The sequence below is a fragment of the Bradyrhizobium sp. 157 genome, assembly GCF_023073815.1.
GTDB lineage: Bacteria > Pseudomonadota > Alphaproteobacteria > Rhizobiales > Xanthobacteraceae > Bradyrhizobium.
The window spans coordinates 40,847-67,328 of record NZ_JADPKF010000091.1 but is presented as its reverse complement, the minus strand read 5'-3'; the positions used below and the strand labels follow the sequence as shown (position 1 = coordinate 67,328).

General features: G+C 62.2%; 25 protein-coding genes and 1 pseudogene. 12 read left to right on the top strand and 14 right to left on the bottom strand.

Annotated features, from left to right (window positions below):
* The first annotated feature begins 7 nt into the window (after positions 1–7).
* On the top strand, positions 8–1,285 hold the full coding sequence (locus tag IVA95_RS27275; protein ID WP_247513314.1) for a YeaH/YhbH family protein: 1,278 nt from the start codon (positions 8–10) through the stop codon (positions 1,283–1,285).
* On the top strand, positions 1,282–2,829 hold the full coding sequence (locus IVA95_RS27270) for a SpoVR family protein (RefSeq protein WP_247513313.1): 1,548 nt from the start codon (positions 1,282–1,284) through the stop codon (positions 2,827–2,829). Before IVA95_RS27275 ends, IVA95_RS27270 begins: the two co-directional genes overlap by 4 nt.
* A 148-nt stretch (positions 2,830–2,977) precedes the next feature.
* Here the strand turns inward: IVA95_RS27270 and IVA95_RS27265 are convergent, their stop codons facing one another.
* The 11 genes from IVA95_RS27265 to pqqA all read right to left on the bottom strand — a co-directional run bounded on the left by IVA95_RS27265 (position 2,978) and on the right by pqqA (position 14,711).
* Positions 2,978–4,033, bottom strand: a complete 1,056-nt coding sequence (locus IVA95_RS27265) for a 2-oxoacid:ferredoxin oxidoreductase subunit beta (RefSeq protein WP_247513312.1) — start codon at positions 4,031–4,033, stop codon at positions 2,978–2,980.
* On the bottom strand, positions 4,030–5,880 hold the full coding sequence (locus tag IVA95_RS27260) for a 2-oxoacid:acceptor oxidoreductase subunit alpha (protein WP_247513311.1): 1,851 nt from the start codon (positions 5,878–5,880) through the stop codon (positions 4,030–4,032). Before IVA95_RS27260 ends, IVA95_RS27265 begins: the two co-directional genes overlap by 4 nt.
* A complete protein-coding gene (locus IVA95_RS27255) occupies positions 5,850–7,649 on the bottom strand; it encodes an FAD-dependent oxidoreductase (protein ID WP_247513310.1) in 1,800 nt (599 codons plus the stop codon). The genes IVA95_RS27260 and IVA95_RS27255 overlap by 31 nt, the downstream gene beginning before the upstream one ends.
* 251 nt (positions 7,650–7,900) lie before the next feature.
* Positions 7,901–9,100, bottom strand: a complete 1,200-nt coding sequence (gene chrA, locus IVA95_RS27250; RefSeq protein WP_247513309.1) for a chromate efflux transporter — start codon at positions 9,098–9,100, stop codon at positions 7,901–7,903.
* A 472-nt stretch (positions 9,101–9,572) separates the two neighbouring features.
* Positions 9,573–10,238: a DUF4286 family protein gene (locus IVA95_RS27245; RefSeq protein ID WP_247513308.1), complete on the bottom strand. Its 666-nt coding sequence runs from the start codon at positions 10,236–10,238 to the stop codon at positions 9,573–9,575.
* A gap of 1 nt (position 10,239) precedes the next feature.
* Positions 10,240–11,235 carry a prolyl aminopeptidase gene (pip, locus tag IVA95_RS27240; protein ID WP_247513307.1) on the bottom strand — a complete coding sequence of 332 codons (996 nt, stop codon included), beginning with the start codon at positions 11,233–11,235 and terminating at the stop codon, positions 10,240–10,242.
* Positions 11,225–12,433: a pyrroloquinoline quinone biosynthesis protein PqqE gene (gene pqqE, locus IVA95_RS27235; RefSeq protein WP_247513306.1), complete on the bottom strand. Its 1,209-nt coding sequence runs from the start codon at positions 12,431–12,433 to the stop codon at positions 11,225–11,227. The genes pip and pqqE overlap by 11 nt, the downstream gene beginning before the upstream one ends.
* Positions 12,430–12,741 carry a pyrroloquinoline quinone biosynthesis peptide chaperone PqqD gene (pqqD, locus tag IVA95_RS27230; protein WP_247513305.1) on the bottom strand — a complete coding sequence of 104 codons (312 nt, stop codon included), beginning with the start codon at positions 12,739–12,741 and terminating at the stop codon, positions 12,430–12,432. The genes pqqE and pqqD overlap by 4 nt, the downstream gene beginning before the upstream one ends.
* A 43-nt stretch (positions 12,742–12,784) precedes the next feature.
* Positions 12,785–13,540 carry a pyrroloquinoline-quinone synthase PqqC gene (gene pqqC / locus IVA95_RS27225; protein ID WP_247513659.1) on the bottom strand — a complete coding sequence of 252 codons (756 nt, stop codon included), beginning with the start codon at positions 13,538–13,540 and terminating at the stop codon, positions 12,785–12,787.
* A gap of 20 nt (positions 13,541–13,560) precedes the next feature.
* Entirely contained in the window at positions 13,561–14,490 is a 930-nt protein-coding gene (gene pqqB / locus IVA95_RS27220) for a pyrroloquinoline quinone biosynthesis protein PqqB (RefSeq protein WP_247513304.1), read from the bottom strand.
* Positions 14,491–14,630: 140 nt separating this feature from the next.
* On the bottom strand, positions 14,631–14,711 hold the full coding sequence (gene pqqA, locus IVA95_RS27215) for a pyrroloquinoline quinone precursor peptide PqqA (protein WP_082637312.1): 81 nt from the start codon (positions 14,709–14,711) through the stop codon (positions 14,631–14,633).
* Between the two features lie 304 nt (positions 14,712–15,015).
* Between pqqA and IVA95_RS27210 the strand changes: the two genes are divergently transcribed.
* From IVA95_RS27210 to IVA95_RS27180, 7 genes and pseudogenes are all read left to right on the top strand, one after another.
* Entirely contained in the window at positions 15,016–15,273 is a 258-nt protein-coding gene (locus tag IVA95_RS27210; protein WP_028347078.1) for a hypothetical protein, read from the top strand.
* A gap of 185 nt (positions 15,274–15,458) precedes the next feature.
* The gene (locus IVA95_RS27205) at positions 15,459–16,799 is read left to right on the top strand and encodes a PQQ-dependent sugar dehydrogenase (protein ID WP_247513303.1); all 1,341 of its coding nucleotides are present in this window, start codon (positions 15,459–15,461) and stop codon (positions 16,797–16,799) included.
* A gap of 114 nt (positions 16,800–16,913) precedes the next feature.
* Positions 16,914–17,480 carry a c-type cytochrome gene (locus IVA95_RS27200; RefSeq protein WP_247513302.1) on the top strand — a complete coding sequence of 189 codons (567 nt, stop codon included), beginning with the start codon at positions 16,914–16,916 and terminating at the stop codon, positions 17,478–17,480.
* 72 nt (positions 17,481–17,552) lie between these two features.
* Entirely contained in the window at positions 17,553–18,944 is a 1,392-nt protein-coding gene (locus IVA95_RS27195) for an amidase family protein (protein ID WP_247513301.1), read from the top strand.
* Between the two features lie 12 nt (positions 18,945–18,956).
* Positions 18,957–19,433 carry a glutathione peroxidase gene (locus IVA95_RS27190; protein ID WP_247513300.1) on the top strand — a complete coding sequence of 159 codons (477 nt, stop codon included), beginning with the start codon at positions 18,957–18,959 and terminating at the stop codon, positions 19,431–19,433.
* 17 nt (positions 19,434–19,450) lie between these two features.
* Entirely contained in the window at positions 19,451–19,699 is a 249-nt protein-coding gene (locus tag IVA95_RS27185) for a DUF3297 family protein (RefSeq protein ID WP_247513299.1), read from the top strand.
* Positions 19,700–19,822: 123 nt separating this feature from the next.
* Positions 19,823–20,990 (top strand): annotated as a pseudogene (locus IVA95_RS27180) (mandelate racemase/muconate lactonizing enzyme family protein).
* Between the two features lie 147 nt (positions 20,991–21,137).
* Here the strand turns inward: IVA95_RS27180 and IVA95_RS27175 are convergent.
* The 3 genes from IVA95_RS27175 to IVA95_RS27165 form a co-directional block, all read right to left on the bottom strand.
* Positions 21,138–21,569 carry a GNAT family N-acetyltransferase gene (locus IVA95_RS27175; protein WP_247513298.1) on the bottom strand — a complete coding sequence of 144 codons (432 nt, stop codon included), beginning with the start codon at positions 21,567–21,569 and terminating at the stop codon, positions 21,138–21,140.
* Positions 21,570–21,591: 22 nt separating this feature from the next.
* Positions 21,592–22,944, bottom strand: a complete 1,353-nt coding sequence (locus IVA95_RS27170; protein ID WP_247513297.1) for a malonyl-CoA decarboxylase — start codon at positions 22,942–22,944, stop codon at positions 21,592–21,594.
* Between the two features lie 165 nt (positions 22,945–23,109).
* The gene (locus IVA95_RS27165) at positions 23,110–23,910 is read right to left on the bottom strand and encodes a helix-turn-helix transcriptional regulator (RefSeq protein ID WP_247513296.1); all 801 of its coding nucleotides are present in this window, start codon (positions 23,908–23,910) and stop codon (positions 23,110–23,112) included.
* 68 nt (positions 23,911–23,978) lie between these two features.
* On the opposite strand from IVA95_RS27165, the gene IVA95_RS27160 reads away from it, so the two are divergent.
* The 3 genes from IVA95_RS27160 to IVA95_RS27150 all read left to right on the top strand — a co-directional run bounded on the left by IVA95_RS27160 (position 23,979) and on the right by IVA95_RS27150 (position 26,418).
* Complete coding sequence (locus tag IVA95_RS27160; RefSeq protein ID WP_247513295.1) at positions 23,979–25,160, top strand: MFS transporter; 1,182 nt, start codon at positions 23,979–23,981, stop codon at positions 25,158–25,160.
* Positions 25,161–25,339: 179 nt separating this feature from the next.
* Positions 25,340–25,756, top strand: coding sequence for a hypothetical protein (locus IVA95_RS27155; protein WP_247513294.1), 417 nt, complete (start codon positions 25,340–25,342; stop codon positions 25,754–25,756).
* Positions 25,756–26,418 carry an OmpA family protein gene (locus IVA95_RS27150; RefSeq protein ID WP_247513293.1) on the top strand — a complete coding sequence of 221 codons (663 nt, stop codon included), beginning with the start codon at positions 25,756–25,758 and terminating at the stop codon, positions 26,416–26,418. Before IVA95_RS27155 ends, IVA95_RS27150 begins: the two co-directional genes overlap by 1 nt.
* Positions 26,419–26,482: the final 64 nt, after the last annotated feature.

The window sequence follows — 26,482 nt, the reverse complement described above, 5'->3', positions numbered from 1 at the left end:
TGAAAAAGTGGCTATTCACATCGTCGACCGGCGCCTGAATCCAGGCAGCAAGAGTCTTGAGAATCGCCAGCGCTTTCTGCGCAGGGCCAAGGCGCTGGTCCAGGGAGCTGTGAAGAAATCGTCGCAGAGCCGGGACATCAAGGATGTCCTGGAAGGCGGCGAGGTCAGCGTCCCGATCGACGGCATGGATGAGCCGCGCTTTCGCCGCGAAGGCGGCACGCGCGACATGGTGCTGCCTGGAAACAAGAAGTTCGTCGAAGGTGATATCCTTCCGCGACCGAACCAGAGCGGCGGCAAGGGAAGAGGGGCGGGCGAGGGCGACAGCGAAGATACGTTCCGCTTCGTTCTCAGCCGCGACGAGTTTGTTGACCTGTTCCTGGACGACCTGGAGCTGCCCGATCTTGCCAAGCGAAAGCTGGCTGAGGTGGAGAGCGAAGGCATTCGCCGAGCCGGTTACACAACATCCGGATCGCCTGCCAACATCTCGGTGAGCCGAACGGTAAGTCGCGCTCTGGCGCGGCGCGTTGCGCTACGGCGACCGAGGCCGGAGGTGCTGGAGGCCCTCGAAGCGGAGCTTTTGGATTGCAGTGAGGAGCGTCGCGCCGAACTCATGGCCGAGATCGAGACCCTGAAGTCAAAGATGCGCCGCATCCCGTTCATCGATCCGATCGACATCCGGTACCGGCGTTTCGAGACGGTACCGAAGCCCGTGGCGCAGGCCGTGATGTTCTGCCTGATGGACGTCTCCGGTTCGATGACCGAGCATATGAAGGATCTCGCCAAGCGCTTCTATATGCTGCTCTACGTCTTCCTGAAGCGGCGGTATCGCCACGTCGAGATCGTTTTCATCCGGCATACCGACCGGGCCGAAGAGGTCGACGAGCAGACGTTCTTTTACGGGCCGGCTTCCGGCGGCACGCTGGTCTCAAGCGCGTTGCAGGCGATGCATGAAATTGTGCGGTCGCGGTTCCGGCCGGCGGACTGGAACATCTACGCTGCACAGGCTTCCGACGGGGACAATTCCTACGCGGACGGGGAAGTCGCGAGCCGGCTCCTCACCGACAACATCCTGCCGGTCACCCAGTTTTTTGCCTACCTGGAAGTCGGCCAGGAAAACGGCCTATCCTACGAAATGCCCAATTCGGCGCTCTGGACCCTCTACGAGGGCCTGCGCGCCAGCGGCGCGCCGCTGTCGATGCGCAAGGTCAACGAGCGCAGCGAGATTTTCCCGGTGTTTCACGATCTCTTCCAGCGTCGTGGCCCGCAGGAAAGGACCGCATCATGACCGCGACTGACCAGTTGCTGTTCGAGGGTGCCGACTGGAATTTCCGGACGCTGCAGCGGATTTGCGATGCCTGCGAGCAGGTTGCGGTGCAAGAATTGGGGCTCGACGTCTATCCCAACCAGATCGAGGTCATCACCGCCGAGCAGATGCTGGACGCCTATTCATCCGTCGGCATGCCGCTGTTCTACAAGCATTGGTCGTTCGGCAAGCATTTTGCCTTTCAGGAGGCGTCCTACCGCAAGGGGCTAATGGGTCTGGCCTACGAGATCGTCATCAACTCCTCGCCGTGCATATCCTACCTGATGGAGGAAAACACCGCGACGATGCAGACGCTCGTCATCGCGCATGCCGCTTTCGGCCACAATCATTTCTTCAAGAACAACTATCTATTCAAGCAATGGACCGACGCCGACGGCATCCTCGATTATCTCGAGTTCGCCAAGCGCTATGTGGCGCATTGCGAGGAGCGCCATGGCCGGCTGGCGGTCGAGCATACGCTCGACGCCGCGCACGCCCTGATGTCGCACGGCATCGACCGCTATCCCGGCAAGAAGAGCCTCGATCTACGCGCGGAGGAAAAGCGGGCGGGCAGGCGCCGTGCCCATGAGGAGAGCGCCTTCAACGATCTGTGGCGTACCGTTCCGACCGGCCCGGCCAAGAGCAACGCGATACTGGACGTCGAGCGTCGTCGGCAGATGCTCGGTCTACCGCAGGAAAACCTGCTGTATTTTCTCGAGAAGACGGCGCCGCGGTTGAAGCCCTGGCAACGCGAGATACTGCGGATCGTGCGGCACATCGCGCAATATTTCTATCCGCAGAGCCAGACCAAGGTGATGAACGAGGGCACGGCGACCTACGTTCACTATCGCATCATCAGCCGGTTGCACGAGCAGGGGCGGCTGACGGACGGCAACTTCCTCGAATTCCTGCAGTCGCACACCAACGTCGTGTTCCAGCCCGAGTTCGACGATCCGCGCTATTCCGGCTTCAACCCGTATGCGCTGGGATTTGCGATGATGCAGGACATCGAGCGCATTGTCACCAATCCGGAAGACGAGGACCGCGAGTGGTTCCCGGATATCGCCGGGAAGGGCGATGCGATGGGCATACTGCGCGATGTCTGGGCCAATTATCGCGATGAAAGCTTCATCAGCCAGTTCATGAGCCCGCGGCTGATGCGGCACTTCCGCATGTTCCATCTGCATGACGATCCACAAGAGCGCTCCGGCATCCTGGTCGATGCCATCCACGATGAGCGCGGCTATCGCCGGCTCCGGCGCGAACTGGCGCGGCAGTACGATGTCGGTTTCATCGACCCCAACATCGAAGTCGTCGACGTCGACCTTGCAGGCGATCGCCGCCTGATGCTGCGCCATACCGTGGTAAAGGGCGCCCAGCTTAGCGAGGCCGACACCAAGCGCGTGCTGCAGCACCTTGCCGATCTCTGGACCTACGACGTGTCCCTCGTCGAGGTCGATACGTCGTCCGACAAGGTCTTGAAGGAGTACGTTGCGCACCCGCGGAACATCGCTGCGGTAGCCTAGCCGGGTTTACCGCGTCATGAACCCTCATGGTGAGGAACGCGTAGCGCGTCTCGAACCATGAGGCCCCACCTGTGGCCTACATCCTTCGAGACGCCCGCTCCGCGGGCTCCTCAGGACGAGGGGTTTGAGCAGCTTTAGCGCAGCTTAACTACCGCAGGCTGGCGTTGATTTTTTCCAGCGCCGCCGAGCCGGGGCACAGGTCCTTCGCCTCCAGCGTATTGAGCGGCGTCTCGACGGTGTCGAGATGGGCGTGGAGGTCTTCCGCGTCCGGATCGACATAGAGCAGCCCAGTGACGACCTGGCCTTTGGCGGCGTGTTTCTGCAGGAACGTCATCGCCGCCAGACGATCGTTGGCGTCGTAGTCGGCGTCGATCTTGCGCAGCGCCAGCCGCGTGCCGTCATGCTGTTCGACCACCTGCACCGTGCCCGGCGCATATTCGATGGTGATCGGGTCGCGGCCGGTGAGGACGTCGAGGCGGTTGACCGCATCGTTGTGCTCGCGGACATAGTCAAAGCTCTTGGTCGAGCCGGCGTGATTGTTGAAGGCGATGCAGGGGCTGATCACGTCGATGAACGCCGCGCCCTTGTGCCGGATCGCAGCCGCAATCAGCGGCACGAGTTGGCTCTTGTCGCCGGAGAAGCTGCGCGCCACGAAGCTAGCACCCAATTGTAGCGCGATCGCCACCAGGTCGATGGCGTTGTCGGTGTTTATCACGCCCTTTTTCGACTTCGAGCCTCGATCGGCGGTCGCCGAAAATTGCCCCTTGGTCAGGCCGTACACGCCGTTGTTCTCGACGATATAGGTCATGTTGACCCCGCGCCGGATCGAATGCGCGAACTGGCCGAAGCCGATCGAGGCGCTATCGCCGTCGCCGGAAACGCCGAGGTAGATCAGATCACGGTTAGCGAGGTTGGCACCGGTCAGTACCGACGGCATGCGGCCGTGCACCGAGTTGAAGCCGTGCGAATTGCCGAGGAAATAGTCCGGCGTCTTTGACGAGCAACCGATGCCGGAGATTTTTGCCACCCGGTGCGGCTCGATCGAGAGCTCATAGCAGGCCTCGATGATCGAGGCGGTGATCGAATCGTGGCCGCAGCCGGCGCACAGGGTCGAAACTTTCCCCTCGTAATCCCGGTGGGTGTAGCCGAGTTCGTTCTTCGGCAGGCCCGGATGCTGGAATTTCGGTTTTGCAATGTAGGTCATGACACGGCCTTGCGGAGAGGGGTCACTTTGAGGTGATCCTGGTGGTCGCCGATCGCGTTGGCGATGAAGCGCGCGGTGATCGGCGTGCCATCATAATGCAGGATCGGCACCAGTCGGACCGGATCGATGCCGTTCTCGTTGACGATCAACTGCCGAAGCTGGGCGTCGCGATTCTGCTCGACCACGTAAACGAAATCATGGTCGGCGATGAAGCTCGCCACGCTGGAGTGGAACGGGAACGCGCGGATGCGCAGGCGGTCGAGCTGATGCCCGCGCGATTCCAATATCCCGATCGCCTCGTCCATCGCCGGCGAGGTCGAGCCGAAATAGATTACGCCGTATTTGGTTGGCTTGGCAGCGTTGGCCTGCAACGGCCGCGGCACCATGTCCTGGGCAGTCTCGAACTTCCGCACCAGCCGCTGCATATTGTCGGCGTAGATGGCGCCTTCCTCTGAATAGCGCGCGTAGCGGTCGCGCGAGGTGCCGCGGGTGAAGAAGGAGCCCTTGGTGGGGTGCGTGCCGGGATAGGTACGATAGGGAATGCCGTCGCCGTCGACGTCGAGATAGCGGCCGAAGTCGCGACCGGGCTCATTGAGCATTTCGGCGGTCATCACCTTGCCGCGGTCGTATTGCCGGGCGTCGTCCCACTTCAGCGGGCGGCAGAGTCGGTGGTTCATGCCGATGTCGAGGTCGAGCATCAGGAAGATCATGGTCTGCAGCCGGTCGGCGAGATCGAACGACTGCGCCGCGAATTCGAACGCTTCGGCCGGATCTTCCGGGAATAGCAGGACGTGCTTGGTGTCGCCGTGCGAGGCATAGGCGCAGGCGATGATGTCGCATTGTTGCGTTCGCGTCGGCATGCCCGTCGAGGGGCCGGCGCGCTGGATGTTCATGATCACGGCCGGAATTTCCGCGAAGTAGGACAGGCCGATGAATTCGGTCATCAAGGAAATGCCGGGGCCGGAGGTTGCTGTAAAGGCCCGCGCGCCGTTCCAGGCGGCGCCGATCACGATGCCGATGGATGCGAGCTCATCCTCGCCTTGCACGATCGCGTATTTCGCCTTGCCCGTCTCAGGGTCGTGCCGCAGCTTCTTGCAGTGGCTCGTGAAGGCTTCCGCCACCGACGACGATGGCGTGATCGGATACCAGGCGCAGACGGTGGCGCCGCCATAGACAGCGCCGAGCGCGGCCGCGCTGTTGCCTTCGATGAAGATGCGCTCGCCGACCTTGTCTGATTTCTTCACCCGCAGACCGATCGGGCATTTCAGGTTCTGCAGCGCCCAGTCGCGGCCGAGATGCAGCGCGTGGACGTTCGAGGAAAGCAGCTTTTCCTTGCCCTTGTACTGCTCGCCGATGAGCTGCTCGACCAGCTTCGGATCCATGTCGAGCAGGGCGCAGAGCGCGCCGAGATAGATGATGTTCTTGAAGAGCTGGCGCTGGCGCGGATCGGTATACGTCGAATTGGTGATCGCAGTCAGCGGCACGCCGATCACGGTGATGTCGGTGCGGAATTTCGACGACGGCATCGGCTTGGTCGAATCGTAGAACAGATAGCCGCCGGGCTCGATCGAGGCGACGTCCTTGTCCCAGGTCTGCGGGTTCATCGCTACCATCAAATCGACGCCGCCGCGGGCGCCGAGATGGCCGGCCTCCGTCACGCGCACCTCATACCAGGTCGGAAGTCCCTGGATGTTTGAAGGGAAGATGTTGCGCGGGCTAACCGGCACGCCGTGGCGCAGGATCGAACGCGCGAACAGTTCGTTGGCGCTCGCCGAACCCGAGCCGTTGACGTTGGCGAAGCGGACGACGAAGTCGTTTACGCTGCTGATCGGGCTTTGGACTGACATGTGGATCCCGCGTAAGTCATATCGATAAGATATTTCTGCATGTCCCAGGCGCCGGTGGGGCAGCGTTCGGCGCACAGCCCGCAATGCAGGCAGACGTCCTCGTCCTTCACCATGACGCGGCCGGTCTTTAGCCCTTCGGCGACATAGAGCGCCTGGTCGTGATGCGGCGACGGCGCTTTCAGCCGCTGCCGCAGGTCGTCCTCCTCGCCGTTCTCTGTAAACGTGATGCAATCCATCGGGCAGATGTCGACGCAGGCGTCGCATTCGATGCAGGCGGGCGCCGAGAATATCGTCTGCACGTCGCAGTTCAGGCAGCGCTGCGCCTCGCCGAGCGCTAGCTTGACGTCATAGCCGAGCTCGACCTCCGCCTTGATGTCCTTTAGCGCGATCACCTTGTCGCGATGCGGCACCTTGAAGCGCTTGTCGCCGGAGATGTCGTTGTCGTAGCTCCACTCGTGAATGCCCATCTTCTGTGAGGAGATTTGCACTTCGGGAAGCGGGCGCTCATTGATGTCTTCGCCCGAGATCATCTTGTGGATCGACAGCGCGGCGTCGTGGCCGTGCGCCACCGCCCAGATGATGTTCTTCGGGCCGAAGGCAGCATCGCCGCCAAAGAACACTTTCGGATTGGTCGATACGAACGTCTTGGGATCGACCTGCGGCATGTTCCATTTATCGAACTCGATGCCGCAGTCGCGCTCGATCCAGGGGAACGCGTTCTCCTGGCCGACGGCGACCAGCACGTCGTCGCAAGGGATGGTCTGGTCCGGCTCGCCCGAGGGCACCAGGTTACGACGGCCCTTGGCGTCGTATTCGGCCCTCACCTTCTGGAAGGTAACGCCGATCAGCTTGCCGCTTACATGCTTGAATGACACCGGCACCATGTAATTGAGGATCGGAATATCCTCGTGAAGGGCGTCTTCCTTCTCCCATGGGCTTGCCTTCATCTCCTCGAAGCCGGAGCGCACGATCACTTTGACGTCCTCGCCGCCGAGCCGGCGCGCGGTGCGGCAACAATCCATCGCGGTGTTGCCGCCGCCAAGCACGATCACGCGGCGACCGATCTTTTCGACATGGCCGAACGAGACCGATGCCAGCCATTCGATGCCGATATGGATGTTACCGGCGGCTTCCTTGCGGCCGGGGATGTCGAGCTCGCGGCCGCGCGGCGCGCCGGAGCCGATAAAGATCGCGTCGTAGTTCTCGCTTAGCAGCTTCTTCAGGCTGTCTATGCGGTGGCCGCCCTTGAACTCGACGCCGAGGTTGAGGATGTAATCGGTCTCCTCGTCGATCACCGAATCCGGCAGGCGGAACTTTGGAATCTGGCTCCGCATCATGCCGCCCGCCTTGGGATCGGCATCGAACACGGTGCAGTGATAGCCGAGCGGCGCGAGGTCTCGCGCCACCGCCAGCGAAGCAGGACCGCCGCCGACCAGCGCGATGCGCCTGCCGTTCTTTGCGAGCGGCTTCGGCATGCGGTGTTTGACGTCATCCTTGAAGTCGGCGGCAACACGCTTCAGGCGGCAGATCGCAACCGGGTTTTCCTCGACGCGGCCGCGCCGGCAGGCGGGCTCGCATGGACGATCGCAGGTGCGTCCCAGAATTCCGGGAAACACATTCGATTTCCAGTTGATCATGTAGGCGTCGCTATAACGCCCCTCGGCAATCAAACGGATGTACTCGGGAACCGGGGTGTGTGCGGGGCAGGCCCATTGGCAATCGACGACTTTGTGAAAGTAGTCTGGCGCCGAGATATCAGTCGGTTTCATTCCTACCTTGTCCGCGCCAGCAACCGCAACGCGGCCTTATTTTGCCTGCGAACGCTTACGGAGCGTTCTTGTGGTTTTTGAATTGGATCATAGGCTTATCTTATTAGAGCCATTCCAGAGCTGGCACAAAGGCAATTTTGCGCGATCTCCAGCTTTCAATTGCATGGAGACGTGGATTTGGCGTCGCAGCGTTGATGTGGCACTGCAGCATGTGCAGTGCAGCTTTGCTTTAATGCTAAAACGGGCAGACGTCAGGTCAGCCGCAGCGCAGCTCCGGCTGTCGCAAGAATGACCACGACAATCCATGGCGGCAGCTTCCAGACCGTCAGCAGCAGGAAGCCCGCCAACGCGACGGCGAAGTCACGTGGTGTGAGCACAGCGCTGGTCCAGACCGGATTGTAGAGCGCGGCGCCAAGGATGCCGACGACCGCGGCATTGGTGCCGCGCATCGCGGCCTGGGCTTTGGGGCGCAGCCGCAGAGCGTCCCAGAACGGCAGCATGCCGTAGACCAGCAGCAGTCCCGGCAGGGACAAGGCGATGAGCGCAATCGAAGCGCCGGCGAGCCCGTTGGGGGCGGGTTCTGCGACGGCGCCGAGATAGGCCGCGAATGTGAACAGCGGTCCGGGCACCGCTTGCGCCATGCCGTAACCGGCGAGGAAATCCGCGTTGCTGACCCAGCCCGGCGTTACGACTTCCGCCTGCAATAGCGGCAGCACGACATGGCCGCCGCCGAATACCAGGGCGCCGGAACGATAGAAGGCGTCGAACAGGGCAAGCCCTTGCGAGCCGGTTTTTGCCGTCACCAAGGGCGTGACCAGGAACAGAATTGCGAACAGCACGAGTGCGGCCATGCCGTGTCGAGGTGACACGGAAAAGCCGAGCTGGCCCGTTGCCGTGGGCCCATCTGCGCGACACAGCCAGAGCCCGGCTAGCGCCCCGAGCGCGATCGCGCCGATCTGCCCAAACGATCCGCCGATGAACACCACGATTGCAACAGCGGCGAGCGCGATGGCAGCCCGTTCGCGGTCCGGCGTCAGGCTGTTTGCCATGCCCCAGATCGCCTGCGCGACCACGGCGACCGCGACCAGCTTCAGGCCGTGGAGAAGGCCCTCCGCGAACGGGCCCGTGAGGGCTGTCGCACTGACTGCGAAGGCAAACATGATGAGCGCGGATGGCATCGTGAAAGCGAACCACGCTGCCAGTCCGCCGAGTAGGCCGTTGCCGCGAAGGATGCCAAGCGTAAAGCCGACCTGGCTGGAGGCCGGGCCCGGCAAGAACTGGCAGAGCGCAACGATATCGGCGTAGCTGCTTTCACTCAGCCATTTCCGCCGCTCGACGAATTCCGCCCTGAAGTAGCCGAGATGCGCGATTGGCCCGCCGAATGATGTCAGCCCCAGTGTGAGGAAGGCGGCGAAAATCTCGGCCATACTGCCCGCTGACTTTTCCGCCATGCATCTCAACTCCAGTTACGGCTGAAAATACCGGGAACCGGTAACGTCACCAAGCGCATCCTCAGCCGATTGGTCGCCCAGCACCCAGAAAGCGCTTTGAGGCGATCATCACACATCTGAGAAAGAACATCAGCAAGGTAATTGAAAGCGATGCTAGAGGCTTCGGCGGAAGTTCTCATCCGCCTTATCAAGGCCTTCGACCATTACGAGAAGAAGAAATCGAAGCCACGTCGCGCAAGCACTGGCCGTGGGGCCCGCTTCGAACCGAGCAGATCTCGCCAGAAGGCAAAATTCCCGGCCACCGCTTTACACGACATTGTGTTAACAGCGTCTTCATTGGTGGTCGCTTACCGGCGGCCTATTCAGCGCATGCTATTTGGAACGGCCGGCGCAGCGCTGTTCCTGGCTGGCCGCGCCAGCCGGGTCGGATGGCGCCCAAGCTCTCCGCGCCCATCGGTAGCAGCGAATGCGTTTAGCCGATATCGCTCTTCGCCAGATCCCACATCAGTCGGTAGATTCCGCTTGAGATCACAAGCGGCTTCAATGCGATATTGCCGCTGAAGCGCAGCATTGCCTCAGGCACCGCATCCACATCCGTCGCATCGATCAATACGAACCAATCGCCGGCGCCAGGATTTGGTGCGGAGGGATCGTCAGTGATCGGCTTCGACAGCGCCGGGTCGCTCTCGATCAAGTGCAGGGAGATGATGCCGTCGAGCTGGGTGGGATCGAGTTGCTCGGCAAGCGCAGCACGCAGTTTGTCCTCGCCGCCGGCCTGGGGACGCAGCCGGACAATGCCGAGCGCCGCGCCGCGGCCGGTGCCGCGGCTGACCGTGATGCGTGCCACCGCCCGGATCATGTTCTGGAAACGGGCGATGTTGGCCTTTGACCACGCCGTCTGGTTCGCCAGCGCGGTGCGATAGGCCGGGCTGTCCAGCACCTCCAAGCTTTCAGTGGAATAGAGGCTGAGATATTTCGGGTTGCCATCATGCGCGACATAGCGGCGGGCCTCTAGGAAGCCATCGATCGCCACGCGCTCTTCGAGATGTTCGCGATCGTACCAGCGGTTGAACTCGGCTTCGTGCTCGGCATCGATATTCATCGACGTCAGCAGCATGCCTTTTCCGGCGATCGGCATTTTATTGTTCCTGTTTGCCAGTTCTCGACGCCATGTCCGCGATTGCCTTCATCACGGCGTCGCGGACGCCAGGATCGTACAGCGTGTGGCCGGCGCCCTCGACAAAGCGGATCTCGGCTTCCTGCCATACGGCAGCAAGCGCATGCGAGGTCGCAGGCGGGCACAGCAGGTCATAGCGGCCCTGCACGATGATGCCGGGGATGCCTTTGAGCTTGTCCGCTTCGCGCAGCAACTGACTCGGCTGCATGAAGCAGTCATTGGCGAAGTAGTGCGCTTCCACAAACGGCGTGGCCGGCATGTTACGCGACGAATTCAGCGCCGGCAGATCGAGCCGTGTACGGTTAGGCGTGTGTTCGGAAAGAATGCGTTCGGTTTCGCCCCATGCCCGTGCTGCGGGAATATGTACGTCGGGGTTGGATTCGAGGATGCGGCGGAAATAGGCCTGCAGCGGTTGCGCGCGCTCGCCTTCGGGCAGCACGCTCATGAAGTCGTCGTAAAGCCCGGGATAGAACCGAGGCAGCACTTTTAGAAAACCGTTCTCGATTTCCTCGATCGTGCCCAGGAAAGTAGCGCGAAGCACGATGCCGCTGATGCGGTCGGGATGGGCCTGCGCATAGGCCAGCGCCAGAGTCGCGCCCCAGGAGCCGCCGACGATCATCCAGCGCTCAAAGCCAAATTTCTCGCGGATCATTTCCATGTCCGCGATCAGATGCGCCAAGGTGTTGGCTTCGCGACCACCCTTGGGGCGGCTGCGGCCGGCGCCACGCTGGTCGAACAGCACCGCATGAAAACGTTCGGGATCGAACAGCCGGCGGTGGTCGGGCTGGCAGCCGCTGCCGGGCCCGCCATGCAGATAGACCGCTGGAGTGCCATCAGGCCGGCCGATGCTCTCGACATAGATGTCGTGGCCGTCGCCGACCGCGAGCTGCTCCGATGTCAGCGGCGCAAAGGGGTCGGCGCGTTTGATGGATTTGCCGGCGTCGGCATCAGGCGCCATGTTCGCCTTCCGTCTCCAGCGTGCCGCCGGCGAAATTGCGGTAGAGGAAACGGTCCTGATGCGCGGCAGCCTCGCGTTGGGCGTCCTTGAAGATCTGCTCGTGCATCGGCGACAGCGTGCAGGCCGGATCGGTATTGCCGGCGTCGCCCGTCAGCGCAAAAGCCTGGCAGCGGCAGCCGCCGAAATCGATTTCGCGGAACTCGCAGCTCTTGCACGGCTCGGGCATCCAGCCGGTGCCGCGATAGCGGTTGAAGGCTTCCGAGTTCTGCCAGATCCAGGCGATCGAATGGTTTGAGCGGACGGATTCGAATTCGAGCCCGGTGATGCTTTCCGCGGCGTGGCAGGGCAGCACCTTGCCCGCGGGCGAGATGTTGAAAAACTGCCGGCCCCAGCCGCCCATGCACTTCTTCGGCCGCAGTGCATAATAATCCGGCACCACATAGTCGATGGCGAGGATGCCCTTCAGGCGCGTCGCGGCTTCCTCGACGATGCGGCTGGTTTCCTCGATCTGTTCGAGCGTCGGCATCAGCGCCGCGCGGTTCTTCAAGGCCCAGCCGTAATACTGGACATTGGCGACTTCCAGCCGGTCGGCATCGAGATCGACCGCCATCTGGATGATGTCGGAGAGCTGGTGCAAATTCTGGCGGTGCATGACCGCGTTGACTGTCAGCGGCAGGTCGAGCTCGCGTGTCCATTTTGCGGCTTCGATCTTCTTCTCATGCGCGTTCTTCAATCCGGCGACGCGATCGGCCACGATGGGCTCGTTGCCCTGGAAACTGATCTGCACATGGCAGAGCCCGGCATCGGCCAGCGCCGACAGTTTTTCCTTGGTCAACAGCACAGCCGAGGTAATGAGATTGCTATACAGCCCGACATCGGTTGCGTGCTGCACCAGCTCCACCAGGTCCTTGCGCGCGGTCGGCTCGCCGCCGGAGAAATGGATTTGCAGCACGCCGATTTCGGCGAGTTCGCTCAAGACCTTCTTCCATTCCGCAGTCGTCAGCTCGCTGCCTGCACGGTCGAGCTCGACTGGATTGGAGCAATAGGGGCATTGCAGCGGACAGCGGTGCGTCAGCTCGGCGAGTACGGCCAAGGGAATGCCGAACGTCTCCGCGGTGGAGCGTTGCGATTCCAGAACCGCGAGCCCATCACTGGGCGCAGTGCTGGCTGTTTTGCCGTCTGCGAGAATGTCGCTCATGACGCCTTCTCACGCGCTTCGGTCAGAAAGCCCTTGTCGGCGAGGTCCTGCAGCATCGCAATGACGTCGGTTAAAATCGCCTCGCGCGGCGCGGCATATTTGGCTGCAAGCTGGTCGACCATATCGGCGACGCTGCGCACGCCATCGCAAAGTTGCAACACCTCAACTGCGATCTCATCCGGCGCCAGCACCCGCTCCGGGGCCAGGATCACCCAGACCTGCCGCGTCTCATCGAACTTCAAGCGGGCGTGGCGCGGCAATTTCGGCCGGCTCGCCTCGCTGACACTGATGTTGCGGTTTAAAGCCATCGATCGCCAGTTCCCTTTGTCAATTTCCTTGTTAGTTTCCTTGTTAGTTTCCTTGGGGCACGAATGCCCCGGGCGGTATGTGGCCCTCGACATAGGCATGATACAGCGCGTCGAGCTGAACCCATAGCACATTGGTCTTGAAGATCAGCGCGTTGCAGACCGCCTCGCGCTCGGCCGGCGTTTTTGCGTTCGCCTTGACGTATTCCAGCGCAAAACTGGCATCGCGTGGCGCCTGGGCCAGGCGGCGGCTGAAATAGCTCATGATGTCAGGATTGACGAAATCATAGTGCTGCAGCATCCCCGAGATGCGCTCCTCGTGCAGGTTCGGCGCGAATAGTTCCGTGAGCGAAGAGGCGATGGCCTCCAGTGGCGTCTTGTCGCGGCAGAAATGCACATACGCCTCCACCGCAAACCGTGTTGCCGGCAGAATGCCTTCGGTCGATTCCACATAGGCGCTGTCGAGACCGAGGCCCTCGGTCAGTTTGAGCCAGCGCTCGATGCCGCCTTCGCTGCCCACATCGCCGTCGTGATCCTCGATGCGGTGCCGCCATTCGATCCGGGTCGCACGGTCGCGGAACCGCGAGATCACCATCGCATCCTTCAGCGGGATCGTGCTCTGGTAATAATAGCGGTTCAGTGCCCAGGCCTGCACCTGTCCCTTGTTAAGTTTGCCGCCATGCAGCAGCCGATGGAACGGATGCAAGCTATGATAGCGCGTCGCGCCGATATAGCGGAGCGTCGCCTCCAGTTCCTCGGCGCTGTTGAGCGTAATGCCCTTGCCGATCGATAGGGCGGTCATTCCGGGCGCAGCGACGACGTTCACAGCTTGATCTCCGTTCCGTCAGCGGGGATGTGCCAGCCAGCCTGCTCCACGGCCTTGCGCTCGTCCGAGCCGCGCAGCAGAGCAGGGTTGGAGTTGTTGATATGCAGGAACACTTTCGTTCCGACGTCGAGATCGGCAAGGCTCTCGATCGCGCCATGATCGCCCGACATCGAAATATGGCCCATGCTTTGTCCTGTCTTGGTGCCGAGGCCGGCTGCGATCAATTCATCGTCGCGCCACACGGTGCCGTCAAAAAACACCAGAGCAGCGCCCGAAAGGCGCGATTTGAGATCGTCGGTCACGCGTGCGCAGGCGGCCAGAAAATAGAAATACTTGCCGCTTCCTTTGTCCAGAATCCGCAAGCCCAGCGTATCACCCGCGCCATCGCCGCCTGCCGGATGCGCTTTGCCTTCGAGATACCACGCGCCCTTGCCGGGAACCGCGAACGGAAGCACCTCAATGCCTGACGGCCTGCCGTCGGGCAAAGCCGGCTCGAACGCCTTGTCGATCTCGATCGGCCGCCGCTTCACGTTTATCTGGTTCAGCACGTTGAAGATGCTGTTGGATCTGAGAATCGCAAGTACCCGTTCATGCGCATAAAGTGTGAAGGGTGAACCTTCGCGCATCGACAACAGTCCCGCGACGGCATCGATTTCGCCATTGGTCAGGATCACGCCGGCGATCGGGCTGTGCCTGAGCTGTCCTGCCTTGGGATGAAGCTGCGGGGTTGCAGTCACCTGCTGGCGCAGGTCGGGCGAGGCGTTGACGAGAAACCAGTGCTCGCCGTCGGCGCTGACCGCGATGGAAGCCTGGGTGCTCCGCAATTCGGGATGATCGCTTCGTGCTTTCCGGCACACCAGACATCCGCAATTCCACTGCGGAACGCCGCCCCCAGCCGCGGCGCCCAGGACGACGACGCGAAGCATGATCCGTCTCCTGGAGATACGAAACTCGAAGACACAAACCAAAAACGCCACGAGGTGGATCCGGCCGGGACACAGCTCCGCTCTCGCGAACGTGTCAGGCCCGGAAGTCCACCTGCGTGAGATTTGATACGCGCTACCGCTTATTTGCGGGTGGCGCACATATACATGTTGATTTCCATGCCGACCGATACTTCGGCGATTTTCGGTGCTTTCCAAGCCATTTGGTGATCCTTTTTGCTGCCGGACGAATTTCGCCCTGGTCTGTTAAGGTACTGCGGATCAAAAAGTTCGCCAGTTAAATCTTTTGCCTGGAACCTCTATTTGTTTATGCTGCGCCGCGAAGAAGAATTCACGGAGTTGTGCGGAGGCCTTGGTCAAAACGGCGTGGGATCAAGCATTTCGCGGTTGTTCGCACCACCGCGAATGGCAATTCTGGGTGCGACGGAGCGCTGCCGGCTCCGATAAGGAACTTTTGAGACAGGGCCCTCCGGTTGCGGGGGCTCAACCGGAGCCAGGTTTCCGCCGATGCCGCGATATTACTTCAACACCCGTATCGGCGATGAGCTGATTTCCGATCCCGACGGCGAAGTGCTTAGGGATCCCGATCGTGCCTGGGAAATGGCGCGTGCCATGATCCGGGAACTGCTCAAGACCGATGGCGCCGACGGTGCGCTTCTCAGCGCCACCATCGAAGTCACCGACGATGATGGTGAGATCGTGCTGGAGTTTCCGTTCGCCGAAGCGATTCTCGATGCGCCCGGCGGCCCCATCACCAGACACTGATTGCGCGCTGAGCCGACCGGCGCCGGAGCTTCGTGCTCACTCGGTTTGCGAAGCAACTTCCGGGCGCATGTTTTGCGATTGCGCACCGGCGGATAAATATTGGAGAGTGCCGGCCGGGAAGGCCTCCGGCGCCGGCGTCATGCGTGCCCGCGCAAAGAGAAAGGCTTCCGCCAGGGAGAACGCCCATGATGAGCTATTTGTCGGTGCCGCGCAGCGTGCTGCTGTCCGGCGCATTTTTGAGTGCCTTCATACTAAGTGCCGCGGCCCAGCAGTCCGCCGAACCGCCGGCTGCCGCCCAGCAGCCCACCACGCCACCGGCCGCCCAGCCGCCGGCTGCTGGCGCGCCGCCGCCCGCCGGTACTGCGGCCTCGCCCACGCTTCCGCCGGGATCGCCCCTGATCGGACGTCCCGCGGGCAATGATGCCGCCGCCAAGCTGGCGCCGATCGCGCCGCCGCCGATCCCCGCGGCGCCGGACAAATTGCCGACCGCGAAGCTCAAGGTGCCGGCCGGTTTCAACATCGAGGTCTATGCCGCCGGCGTGGCGAACGCCCGCTCGCTCGCGCTCGGCGACAAGGGCACGGTGTTCGTCGGCAGCCGCCTGGTCGACAAGGTCCATGCCATCGTCAACAAGGACGGCAGACGCGAGGTCAAGGTGTTGGCTTCCGGCCTGTACCGGCCGAACGGCGTCGCCTTCAAGGACGGCACGCTCTACATCGCTGAATTGTCCAGGATCTCCAAAATCGAGAACGTCGAAGACAATCTGGATAACCCGCCGAAGCCAACCGTGATCTTCGACAAGCTGCCGAAGGACGAGGCCCATGGCTGGAAGTTCATCGCCATCGGTCCCGACAACAAGCTCTACGCTCCCGTCGGCCAGCCCGGCAACAACGTGCTGAACGATGACGAGCATGGCCTGATCCGCCGGATGAATCTCGACGGCTCGGGCGCGGAAGTGATCGTTCGCGGTGTTCGCCACACTGTCGGCTTCGATTGGCATCCGGAGACCAAGCAGCTCTACTTCACCGACAACGGTCGCGACTGGATGTCGGAAGACGTGCCCGAGGACGAGCTCAACCGGATCACCAAGGTCGGCGAGCATTTCGGCGCGCCGTTCTGTCTGCAGGGCAACATCGTCGATCCCGAATTCGGCTGGGGCAAATCCTGCAGCGAATACACCGCGCCGGTAGGGCTGTTGGGCCCGCATTCTGCAGCGCTCGGCATGCGCTTCTACACCGGCAACATGTTCCCGAAAGCCTACAAGAGCGCGGCGATCATCGCCCGGCACGGCTCCTGGAACCGCTCCAGGAAAGTGGGTGGCGACGTCGTCATTGCCAAGCTCAACAAGGACGGCACCATGAGGTCGCTGGAGCCGTTCATCACGGGCTTCCTCGAGGACAACAAATATATCGGCCGCCCCGTCGATGTGCTGCAGATGAAGGACGGCTCGCTCTTGGTCTCCGACGACTACAACGGCGCCGTCTATCGCGTCACCTACGGCAAGCAAAAGACGGCGGGGAAGTCGTAGTCCAGCAAAAATCGTCATTGCGAGCGAAGCGAAGCAATCCATTTCTCCACTTGCGGGGCCGTGGATTGCTTCGTCGCGTAGCTCCTCGCAATGACGGAAGTGCGGAGTAGGCGGATGCGTAAAACAACAATGGCGATTGCGTTTGCCTCGATCACAGTGTGCGCCAACGCTCAAACCATCGAACAACGCATCGCGCCGTGCCTCGCCTGTCACGGCGAGAAAGGCCAATCGGAAACCGAGAGCACGCCCTCGCTCGGTGGCCAGCAGGCGCCTTATACGCTGATCCAGCTCTTCATGTTCCGCGAGAGGCTGCGCGTCTTCGAGCCGATGAACGAGATGACGAAGCCGCTGACCGACGACGATCTTCGACTTTTCTCCGACTTCATCGCCAAGATGCCGAAGCCTGAGCCGCCAGGAGAAAATGGCGAGCCGGCGCGGATGCAGCGCGGCCAGGCGCTGGTGCAGCAGCACCGCTGCGACAGTTGCCACAACCCCGATCTCTCCGGCAAGGAGAACGTCCCGCGCATTGCCAACCAGCGCGAGGACTACCTCGCCAAGACGCTTGGCGAGTACAAGGACAACAGCCGCCACGGCTATGACGCCAGCATGGCTGACGTCATGGCGTCCGTCACCTCAGAGCAGATCGCCGATCTCGCCTATTACATCGCCCGCATGCGCTAAATCCGGGCCGCGGCCCCGCTGGCATTGCCCCGCGCCCGGCGCTACAAGGGCGACAACCGGATGGAGTTTTGCATGCAAGATCTATGGCGCCTGTCGGCTGCGGAAATGGCCTCGCTGATCAGGTCGAAAAAAGTCTCGGCGAAAGAGGCGGCGGCCGCGGCGCTGGCGCGGCTCGACGCGGTGAATCCCAAAATCAATGCTGTCGTCGACCACAGACCCGAGGACGTTCTTTCTCAGGCTGCCGACATCGATGCCGCCATCGCGCGCGGCGCAGATGCCGGTCCGCTGGGCGGCGTGCCTGTTACGGTGAAGGTCAATATCGACCAGCAAGGCTTTGCCACCACCAACGGGCTGAAGCTGCAGCGCGACGCCATCGCCAAGAGCAACAGCCCGGTGATCGACAATTTGCGCAAGGCAGGCGCCGTCATTCTCGGACGCACCAATTGCCCGGCGTTCTCCTATCGCTGGTTCACCACCAACCTCATCCATGGCGATACCAAGAATCCGCGCGACCCCGGCATCACGCCGGGCGGCTCGTCCGGCGGCGCGGGGGCTGCGGTCGCGGCTGGCATCGGTCATATCGCGCACGGCACCGACATTGCGGGATCGATCCGCTATCCGGCTTACGCCTGTGGCGTGCACGGGCTGCGGCCGACCATGGGACGCATCGCCGCGTTCAACGCGGCGCTACCCGAACGGCCGATCGGGCCGCAGATCAGCGCCGTATCAGGCCCGCTGGCTCGCACCATCGGCGATATCAGGATCGCGCTGGCTGCGATGTCGGCGCGGGACTATCGCGATCCCTGGTGGGTGCCGGCGCCGCTCGAAGGTCCGGCAATGCCGAAGCGCGTCGCGATGTGTCTCAATCCTGGCGGCCTCGATCCCGTGCCCGAAGTGAAGGCCGCGGTGGCGGACGCCGGCAAGCGGCTCGAGCGGGCAGGCTGGATCGTCGAGGAAATCGCTGACACGCCGCCGCTGCGCGAGGCCGCCGATCTGCAGACAAAACTCTGGCTCGGCGACGGCTATGAAGCGCAATTGGAAGCTGCCGAGCGCGAAGGCGATCCCGGCGCGCTCGCGTGCCTGCGCGGCAACCGCGCCAAGGTGCATCCCTTCGATCTGTCGAAGGCGCTGACCCGGCGCGCAACGTTGACGCGCGAATGGCTGGCGTTCTTCGAGAAATATGCCGTGCTGCTGATGCCGGTATCCGGCGAATTGCCGTTCCCCGATCAGCTCGACCGTAAGGACGAGGCGTCGTTTGCGCGCGTCTGGCATGCGCAATTGCCGCAGATCGCCATTCCCTTCATGGGGCTGCCCGGGCTAACGGTTTCTACCGGGCTGGTCGGACGCGTTCCCGTCGGCGTGCAACTGGTCTCCGGGCGTTACCGCGAGGACCTGTGTCTCGCTGCGGGTGAGGCGATCGAAGCCGGCGGAACGCCCTCGGCTGCGATCGATCCGGCGAGCTAGACAGAGAGGACGATGTCAGGGGTTTACGATTTTGCGGCGCAGTCGCTCGCCGGCGAAGAGGTTTCGCTGAAGCGGTTCGAAGGTCAGGTGCTCCTGATCGTCAATACCGCGAGCGCCTGCGGGTTCACGCCGCAATACAAGGGCCTGGAGCAGTTGCATCGTGAACTGGCGCCGCGCGGCTTTGCGGTGCTCGGTTTTCCCTGCAACCAGTTCGGCGGGCAGGAACCGGGCGACGCCAAACAGATCGAGCAATTCTGCGCGGGCAAGTATGACGTGACGTTTCCGATGTTCGCCAAGATCGACGTCAACGGCAGTCATGCGCATCCGTTGTTCAACCATCTGAAGAACGCGAAATCGGGATTGTTGGGTTCGTCGATCAAATGGAATTTCACCAAATTCCTGGTCGACCGCTCGGGCAGGGTGGTCCGGCGCTACGCCCCAACCGCGACGCCCGAGGGAATCAGAAGAGAAATCGAGGCACTGCTGTGAACGAGACCAACAAAGCAATGAGCGACCAATTCCCCGACCGTCTCTCGGTCGATCCAAACAGCCCGTACTACAACGCCGAGATCCTCGCGCGCGATGTCGGCGTTCGCTTTAAGGGCGTCGAGAAAACCAATGTCGAGGAATATTGCATCAGCGAGGGCTGGGTGCGTGTCACCGCCGGCAACGCCAAGGACCGCCACGGCAACCCGCTGACCATCAAGGTGCACGGCCCGGTCGAGCCGTATTTCCGCGACAAAGCGAAGTCCTGAGCCTAACTGTATCAGTCGTCATTGCGAGGAGCGAAGCGACGAAGCAATCCATCCGTCCGTATGCGCGGCTCGATGGATTGCTTCGCTTCGCTCGCAATGACGGCAGCGACTGAAAGCCAAACCATGTCCGTCCGCATCGTCGACGTCTGCGAAATTACAAAACCGATCTCCTCACCGATCCGCAACGCCTATATCGATTTCACTAAAATGACGACGAGCCTGGTTGCCGTCGTCACCGACGCGGTGCGCGACGGCAAGCGCGTGGTCGGCTACGGCTTCAATTCCAACGGCCGGTACGGGCAGGGCGGCCTGATCCGAGAACGCTTTGCGCCGCGGCTGAAGGAGGCCGATCCCAACAGCCTGCTCGATGTGTCCGGTGACAATCTCGACCCCGACAAGATCTGGGCGACGATGATGTCGAACGAGAAGCCCGGCGGCCACGGCGAGCGCTCGGTCGCCGTCGGCACCATCGACATGGCGGTGGGACGCGGTGGGGAAGATCGCAGGCAAGCCGCTGTTCCGGCTGCTCGCCGAGCGCCATGGCCTTAAGGCCAATCCGCGCGTGTTCGTCTATGCCGCCGGCGGCTATTATTATCCGGGCAAGGACCTGTCGGCGCTGCGCGGTGAAATGCGCGGCTATCTCGACCGCGGCTACAACGTCGTCAAGATGAAGATTGGCGGTGCGCCGATCGCGGAAGACCGCGAGCGCATCGAAGCCGTGCTGAAGGAGATCGGCAAGGACGCGCAACTCGCCGTCGACGCCAACGGCCGCTTCGACCTGGAGACCGCGATCGCCTATGCCAAAATGCTGCGGGAGTATCCGCTGTTCTGGTACGAGGAGGCCGGCGATCCCCTCGACTTCGCGCTGCAGGCGGCGCTCGCCGAGTTCTATCCCGCGCCGATGGCGACTGGCGAAAACCTGTTCAGCCATCAGGACGCAAGAAACCTGATCCGTTATGGCGGCATGCGCCCCGATCGCGACTGGCTGCAGTTCGATTGCGCGCTGTCCTATGGCCTCTGTGAATATCAGCGCACGCTGGCGGTTCTGAAGACGCATGGGTGGTCGCCGAGCCGCTGCATCCCGCATGGCGGCCACCAGATGTCGCTCAATATCGCCGCCGGCCTCGGCCTCGGCGGCAATGAGAGCTATCCCGACCTGTTCCAGCCCTATGGCGGCTTCCCGGATGGCGTCCGTGTCGAGAACGGCCACATCACCATGCCGGACCTACCCGGCATCGGCTTCGAGGGAAAATCCGATCTCTATAAGGAAATGAAGGCGCTGGCGGCGTAGGGCGTCAGGAGCGAAGCTCCGTCATCTCCCACACGCTGTCATCGTCCGCGAAGGCGGACGATCCAGTACGCTGCGGCTTCTCGCTTCCATCACGAACGCCAGCGATTACTGGATGCCCTGGGTTCGCGGGCATGACGAGGCTCGCGATCAACTCTCCGACAACAACCCCTTCTCGATGGCTGATTGCCGGTTCCTGAAAATCGCCATCGCGGTCTTCATCCGCAGGAAGCCGAACTTTGCATAGAACGGCTCGCGGCCGGCGACCGCATAAAGGATGATCTTGGCGTGTCCTTGCGATTTGGCGAGCAGCCTTTCGATAAGCTGTTTTCCGAGGCCTGTGCCCTGATGGCTCGGCAGAACCGCGACGTCGCAGAGATACGCGCAATCGCGTCCATCGGCCAGAACGCGGCCGGCGCCAACGAGGCGGCCGTTGTCGCGGGCAAAGCAGCAGAACATGCTGTTGCCGAACACCAGTTCGAGATCGGCTGCATTCTTGTTGCCGAGCGGGGCGGCCCGATAGAGGGCTTCGAGCTCCTGCCAATCGACGCCGTCGCGGCTGTCGCTCCAAATGACCGTCATCGCGAAGGGGCTCCGCGCCGTCCTACGACAGCCGCATGTCCAGTAACCGCCGGCCTTCGCTCTTGAGCAGTTTCTTCACCGCACTTGATGCGGCGATCTCGCCCTGGTTGGCGTAGGCCTCGTGGTTCTTTTCGATGTCTTCGAGCCGGTAGAGGTAATTGACCATGATGCCGGCAGATTCTCGCAGGCCCTTGGGCGAGAGGTCGCCGAGCCAGTTGATCTTCTCCAGTCGCGCGCCGTTGCCGATATGGAAGCGCGCTACCGAATCGATCAGCCGGCCCTTCGCCGTGCGTGCTTTCAAGAAATAATACGCCGCCAGGGGCTCCAGCACGGCGCGCAGTTGCGCGGTCAATTCCGCGTTCTCGAACCAGTCCGGCTTGTCGAGGCTCTCCAGCAGCGTCCGTTCCTCGCCGGTGAGCGGCACGTCGTCGTCCTTTTTCAGCCATTGCATGAAGCCCGGCACCGGCGACAGCGTAATGAAGGTGTCGAGCTTCGGCAGTTCGCGCCGCAATTCCTCGACCACCTGCTTGATCAGGAAGCTGCCGAAGGAAATGCCGCCAAGCCCCTTTTGCGTATTCGAGATCGAATAGAACACCGCGGTGCGCGCGCGTTCGATCGGCACCGGCTGCCGCTCGGCGGCAAGCAGTGGCGCGATCGCGGTCGGTATCGTTTCGGTCAGCGCGACCTCGACGAAGATCAGCGGCTCGTCGTTGAGTTGCGGATGGAAGAAGGCGTAGCAACGCCGGTCGACGGGATCGATGCGGCGTCGCAAATCGTTCCAGTCGCGGATTTCGTGCACCGCTTCGTAACGAATGATCTGTTCCAGAATATTGGCTGGCGTCGACCAGTCTATCCTGCGCAGCACGAGAAATCCCCTGTTGAACCAAGAAGACAGCAAATGCACCACGTCGCGGTCGAGCGCGGCCAGATCCTTGTTGCCCTTCATCAGGGAAAGCAGGTCGGCGCGCATCGCCACCAGGTCGCTGGTGCCGCCGGGCGCGCGGTTGAGACGGCGGATCAGTTCCTGCCGGCGCGGCTCGGAAGCAAAATGAAGGTCGCTGGCATCGCTGTCGTTCGGCTGGCTGCGCCAATTCTCGATCGCCTGCGACAGCTTCTCGCGGTCGGGGCCGAAGTTGCGCGCCAGCGCTTCGAAGAAGGCGAGCCGGCCGGCGGCGTCGAGATCGTGGTAGCGATCGAGCACCTCGCGCGCCATCGCGGTGCCGGAGGCTTCGCCGCGGCCCGACAGCAGGGCTTCACATAATTCGATCAGCTCCGAAGCATCCTGGCCGTCGTCGGACGGTCCGGCCCGCCGCAGCAGCGTGCGGCCGCGTTCTGATATCGTCGCGAGAAGATCGGAGAAAAAGGCATTGGCCATGTGGCGGGTCGAATCCAGCGGGGGTTTTGCGGAATCTTACATCGAATTTAGGCCGGTGCCGATCACAATCAAGATGAACGAGCGGCAGCCCCTTCGTTAAGCCATCGTCCTTGAATACTAGATTACCCGCTTCGCTGACAATGACGACAATACAATGTCACCGCCTCACTCCTTCCCGGCGAATTCCGTTGGTGTTTTGCCGGTAACCTGCCGGAAAGCATGGGAAAACGCCGGCACGCTGGCATAGCCCAAATCCGAGGCAAGCTGCTTGATGGACACGCCGGCATCCGTCGACAGCTTCTCGATCGCCGCTGCAATCCGGGCGCGCTGGCACCAGCTCTTGAAGCTCAATTGCGTCTCGGCCGAGAACAGCCGCGACAGCGTCCGCACCGAGGTGCCGACCTCGCGCGCCAGCGTTTCGATCTCATGATCGCCGGTCGGGTCCGTCAGCACGATGTCCGCGGCGCGCCGGCAGCGCGGCTCCCGCGGCAGCGGGATGAAGGTCGCCGAATCTTCGGCCTGGTCGAGCTCCATAATGGCAAGTCGTAGCAGAAGCTCGGTTCGCTCGCGGTCGCCACGATCGTCGAACAAAGCCAGGATGGTCTGATGCAGCAGCGGCGACACCCGCACCACGAATTCCGCATCCAGGCTGTGGCTGCGCACTTCGCGCTGCAGCCAGTCGAGTTCGAAATAGAGCGTCCGCATCTCGATATCGGCGAGCACGTCGATCGCATGCTCCGATAGCGCGGGCACCCATACCGCGCGGTCCGGCGGCACCAGCCAGCGACCCTTTGGCGTCGTCACCTGCATGGTGCCCTTCGCCGCATAGACGAGCTGTGCCTCGCGGTGCATGTGGGTGTCGAGCCGGACGCCCTTCCGGTAGCTGTTGGCGATCATGTGGATGCCGTCGCCGGTCGAGATGCGGCGCCCGATAATGGCGGCAATTGGCTTTTCGGCGATATTCATTGGCGACATCCCGTCAGCGCAACCCCGTATAACCTATTTCGGAAAATTACGGGATTCGGGAATCGACCATGAACAGCCCCAGCCGGGTGATCACTTTCGTCAACGCCGCCCATTTCATCGACCATTATTCGATGCTGATCTTTGCCGCCGCCGTCATCATCATGGGCCCGGCGCTCGGCATGGCCTATTCGGAGCTGTTGCCCTACGCCACCCCGGGTTTTGTCGCCTTCGGCGCGGGCTCGCTCGTCACCGGCTGGCTCGGCGATCGCTGGAGCCGGCGCCACATGATGGTGATTTTCTTCTCAGGCATCGGCGCCTCGATGATCGCCGTCGGCTTCGTGCAAACGCCGCTGCAGCTCGGCGCGGCGCTGCTCGCGATCGGGCTGTTCGCCTCGATCTATCATCCGGTCGGTACCGCAATGATCGTGTCCTATGCCGACAAACTCGGCCGCGAAATGGGCCTGAACGGCGTCTGGGGCAATCTCGGCGTGGCGTCCTCGGCGCTGGTCACCGGCGTGATCGGGCAATATCTCGGCTGGCGCTGGGCCTTCATCGCGCCGGGAATCGTCACGATCCTGATCGGCGTGGCCTTTGCGCTGATGGTGGTGCATGAGGACCGAACCGGCACCAGGCAGGCCGCAGCACAGGCGCGCGTGGCGAAAGAAGACATGTGGCGGGTGTTCCTGGCGCTGCTAATCGTGGTGATCGCAATATCCACGACGTTCAACGCCATCACCGTGGCGATGCCGAAACTGTTCGCCGAGCGGCTGGCCGGCTTGACCACCAGTCCGGCGTTGCTCGGGGTGATCGCGGCCGGCGTCTATGTGTTCGGCGCGATGACGCAATATACCATCGGCAAGTTGATCGACCATTACTCGCTGAAGACCGTGATGCTGCCGCTGTCGTTTCTGCTGGCGCCGTTCATGTATTTCGCGGCGACGCTGTCGAACCTGCCGCTGATTATCGCCTCCATCGGCATCGTGATGGGCGCGTTCGGTCAGGTCACCGTCAATGACGCCATGGTTGGCAAGTACACCACCGAGGAATGGCGCTCGCGCGCCTATTCGGTGCGCTACTTCGTCGGCTTCACCGCTGCCGGCGCCTCCGTCGCGCTGGTGGCCTGGCTCTATGAAAAGGGCGGCTTTGTCACCATGCTGCAGGCGTTCGGCGCGCTGTGCCTTTTGGTGATCGTGGCGGCGATCATCCTGCCGCAGGAGATCAAGGTACCGGCGGCGCAAACCGCGCCGTGACATCACTAATCAATTGATCATGCACCACTTTCCGTCATGGAAGGCGGGCACGAGGCCGGGCATGACGAACGGAGGTACTGGTGCCTGCGACCCGCGACGATTTGTTGCGCCGCAATGTGCGGCTGCGAACCCAAACAGAACACTTGACCATCGCCACCCTCCTTGTGTGAGGTGAGCGCATGACCCGAATCCGGCTTTTCCTCTTCATGATTGCGATATCTGTGCCTTCGCTGGCGACGGCGCAGACCATGAAGTTCGAGGAGGCCGCGGCCATGCTGGCCGCGAGCTGCGGCAAGGACATCGATGACAATTGCCGCGGCGTCAATCTCGACGCAACGCGCCTCAAGGAGTGCTTGGGCCGCAACCAGGACGTGGTGTCGGCGAAGTGCAAGACCGATTATCCCCAGGCCCTCGGCGCCATCCAGCAGCGCATTACCGCGCGTACCTCCCTTGTGAAACTGTGCAATTGGGAATTGAACAAGCTGTGCGGCGAGGTTCGCCAGGATCCCGTCAAGGGCTTGCAATGCCTGTTGGAGTCCACCAAGAAGGCCACCCCCAACTGCAACAAGGCGATCAGCGCAGCGGGGTATCGCTGATGCTTTGGGGAGATAAGTTGCGCGGCATCGGTCTCGTGCTGGGCGGCTTGGCGCTGTTTGCCTTGCCGATCACGGCGGGGCAGGCGCAAACCGCCATGTCGAGCGGGGACATCATTGAGAAGCTTGCCGTCGAAGCCGAGTCGGATATCGATCTGGCTGCGTTGCGCCAGCAGGCCGCCGACCGCATCAAGGCAAGGGCGGATGCGCAGCCGCAAAAGCGGCCGCCGATCGCGCCGCAACTGACGAAGCTGCCGCAAATCCGTGTCGACGTCGTGTTCGACCAGGATTCCTCCCTGATCCGGCCGGCCTCCTATCAGACCATCGGCAGCATCGCGGACGCGCTCACAGATCCGAAGACGCGGCCCTATCGCTATCTGATCGTCGATCACGTCGAATCCGCCGGGCGGCGCGACCACAATCTGATCCTGAGCCAGCGCCGCGCCGACTCGATCCGGGATGTGCTGGTGAACACCTTCAAGGTATCGCCGAAACGGCTTCAGGCGCTTGGTCTGGGCGAGGAACAGTTGCAGGATGTCAATCGTCCGGCGTCGCCCGCCAATGCGCGCGTCCACATCATAGCGATCGGCAAGTTCGAAACGGCCGAGCCGGCACCGCCGGCTGCGGCTCCAAAAGGCGCGGCTGCGGCAAAAAAGAAACGCTGATCATCCGTGAAGGGATGAATGCGACGCCAGCGATCGGCTGGGGAAGGAGCTCCCGATGCTCAAT

Bases quoted from the DNA above. Each gene is read 5' to 3' on its own strand.
- IVA95_RS27270 (WP_247513313.1), top strand. From the start codon at position 1,282: ATGACCGCGACTGACCAGTTGCTGTTCGAGGGTGCCGACTGGAATTTC.
- IVA95_RS27265 (WP_247513312.1), bottom strand. From the start codon at position 4,033: ATGACCTACATTGCAAAACCGAAATTCCAGCATCCGGGCCTGCCGAAG.
- IVA95_RS27260 (WP_247513311.1), bottom strand. From the start codon at position 5,880: ATGTCAGTCCAAAGCCCGATCAGCAGCGTAAACGACTTCGTCGTCCGC.
- IVA95_RS27255 (WP_247513310.1), bottom strand. From the start codon at position 7,649: ATGAAACCGACTGATATCTCGGCGCCAGACTACTTTCACAAAGTCGTC.
- chrA (WP_247513309.1), bottom strand. From the start codon at position 9,100: ATGGCGGAAAAGTCAGCGGGCAGTATGGCCGAGATTTTCGCCGCCTTC.
- IVA95_RS27245 (WP_247513308.1), bottom strand. From the start codon at position 10,238: ATGCCGATCGCCGGAAAAGGCATGCTGCTGACGTCGATGAATATCGAT.
- pip (WP_247513307.1), bottom strand. From the start codon at position 11,235: ATGGCGCCTGATGCCGACGCCGGCAAATCCATCAAACGCGCCGACCCC.
- pqqE (WP_247513306.1), bottom strand. From the start codon at position 12,433: ATGAGCGACATTCTCGCAGACGGCAAAACAGCCAGCACTGCGCCCAGT.
- pqqD (WP_247513305.1), bottom strand. From the start codon at position 12,741: ATGGCTTTAAACCGCAACATCAGTGTCAGCGAGGCGAGCCGGCCGAAA.
- pqqC (WP_247513659.1), bottom strand. From the start codon at position 13,540: ATGACCGCCCTATCGATCGGCAAGGGCATTACGCTCAACAGCGCCGAG.
- pqqB (WP_247513304.1), bottom strand. From the start codon at position 14,490: ATGCTTCGCGTCGTCGTCCTGGGCGCCGCGGCTGGGGGCGGCGTTCCG.
- pqqA (WP_082637312.1), bottom strand. From the start codon at position 14,711: ATGGCTTGGAAAGCACCGAAAATCGCCGAAGTATCGGTCGGCATGGAA.
- IVA95_RS27210 (WP_028347078.1), top strand. From the start codon at position 15,016: ATGCCGCGATATTACTTCAACACCCGTATCGGCGATGAGCTGATTTCC.
- IVA95_RS27205 (WP_247513303.1), top strand. From the start codon at position 15,459: ATGATGAGCTATTTGTCGGTGCCGCGCAGCGTGCTGCTGTCCGGCGCA.
- IVA95_RS27200 (WP_247513302.1), top strand. From the start codon at position 16,914: ATGCGTAAAACAACAATGGCGATTGCGTTTGCCTCGATCACAGTGTGC.
- IVA95_RS27195 (WP_247513301.1), top strand. From the start codon at position 17,553: ATGCAAGATCTATGGCGCCTGTCGGCTGCGGAAATGGCCTCGCTGATC.
- IVA95_RS27190 (WP_247513300.1), top strand. From the start codon at position 18,957: ATGTCAGGGGTTTACGATTTTGCGGCGCAGTCGCTCGCCGGCGAAGAG.
- IVA95_RS27185 (WP_247513299.1), top strand. From the start codon at position 19,451: ATGAGCGACCAATTCCCCGACCGTCTCTCGGTCGATCCAAACAGCCCG.
- IVA95_RS27175 (WP_247513298.1), bottom strand. From the start codon at position 21,569: ATGACGGTCATTTGGAGCGACAGCCGCGACGGCGTCGATTGGCAGGAG.
- IVA95_RS27170 (WP_247513297.1), bottom strand. From the start codon at position 22,944: ATGGCCAATGCCTTTTTCTCCGATCTTCTCGCGACGATATCAGAACGC.
- IVA95_RS27165 (WP_247513296.1), bottom strand. From the start codon at position 23,910: ATGAATATCGCCGAAAAGCCAATTGCCGCCATTATCGGGCGCCGCATC.
- IVA95_RS27160 (WP_247513295.1), top strand. From the start codon at position 23,979: ATGAACAGCCCCAGCCGGGTGATCACTTTCGTCAACGCCGCCCATTTC.
- IVA95_RS27155 (WP_247513294.1), top strand. From the start codon at position 25,340: ATGACCCGAATCCGGCTTTTCCTCTTCATGATTGCGATATCTGTGCCT.
- IVA95_RS27150 (WP_247513293.1), top strand. From the start codon at position 25,756: ATGCTTTGGGGAGATAAGTTGCGCGGCATCGGTCTCGTGCTGGGCGGC.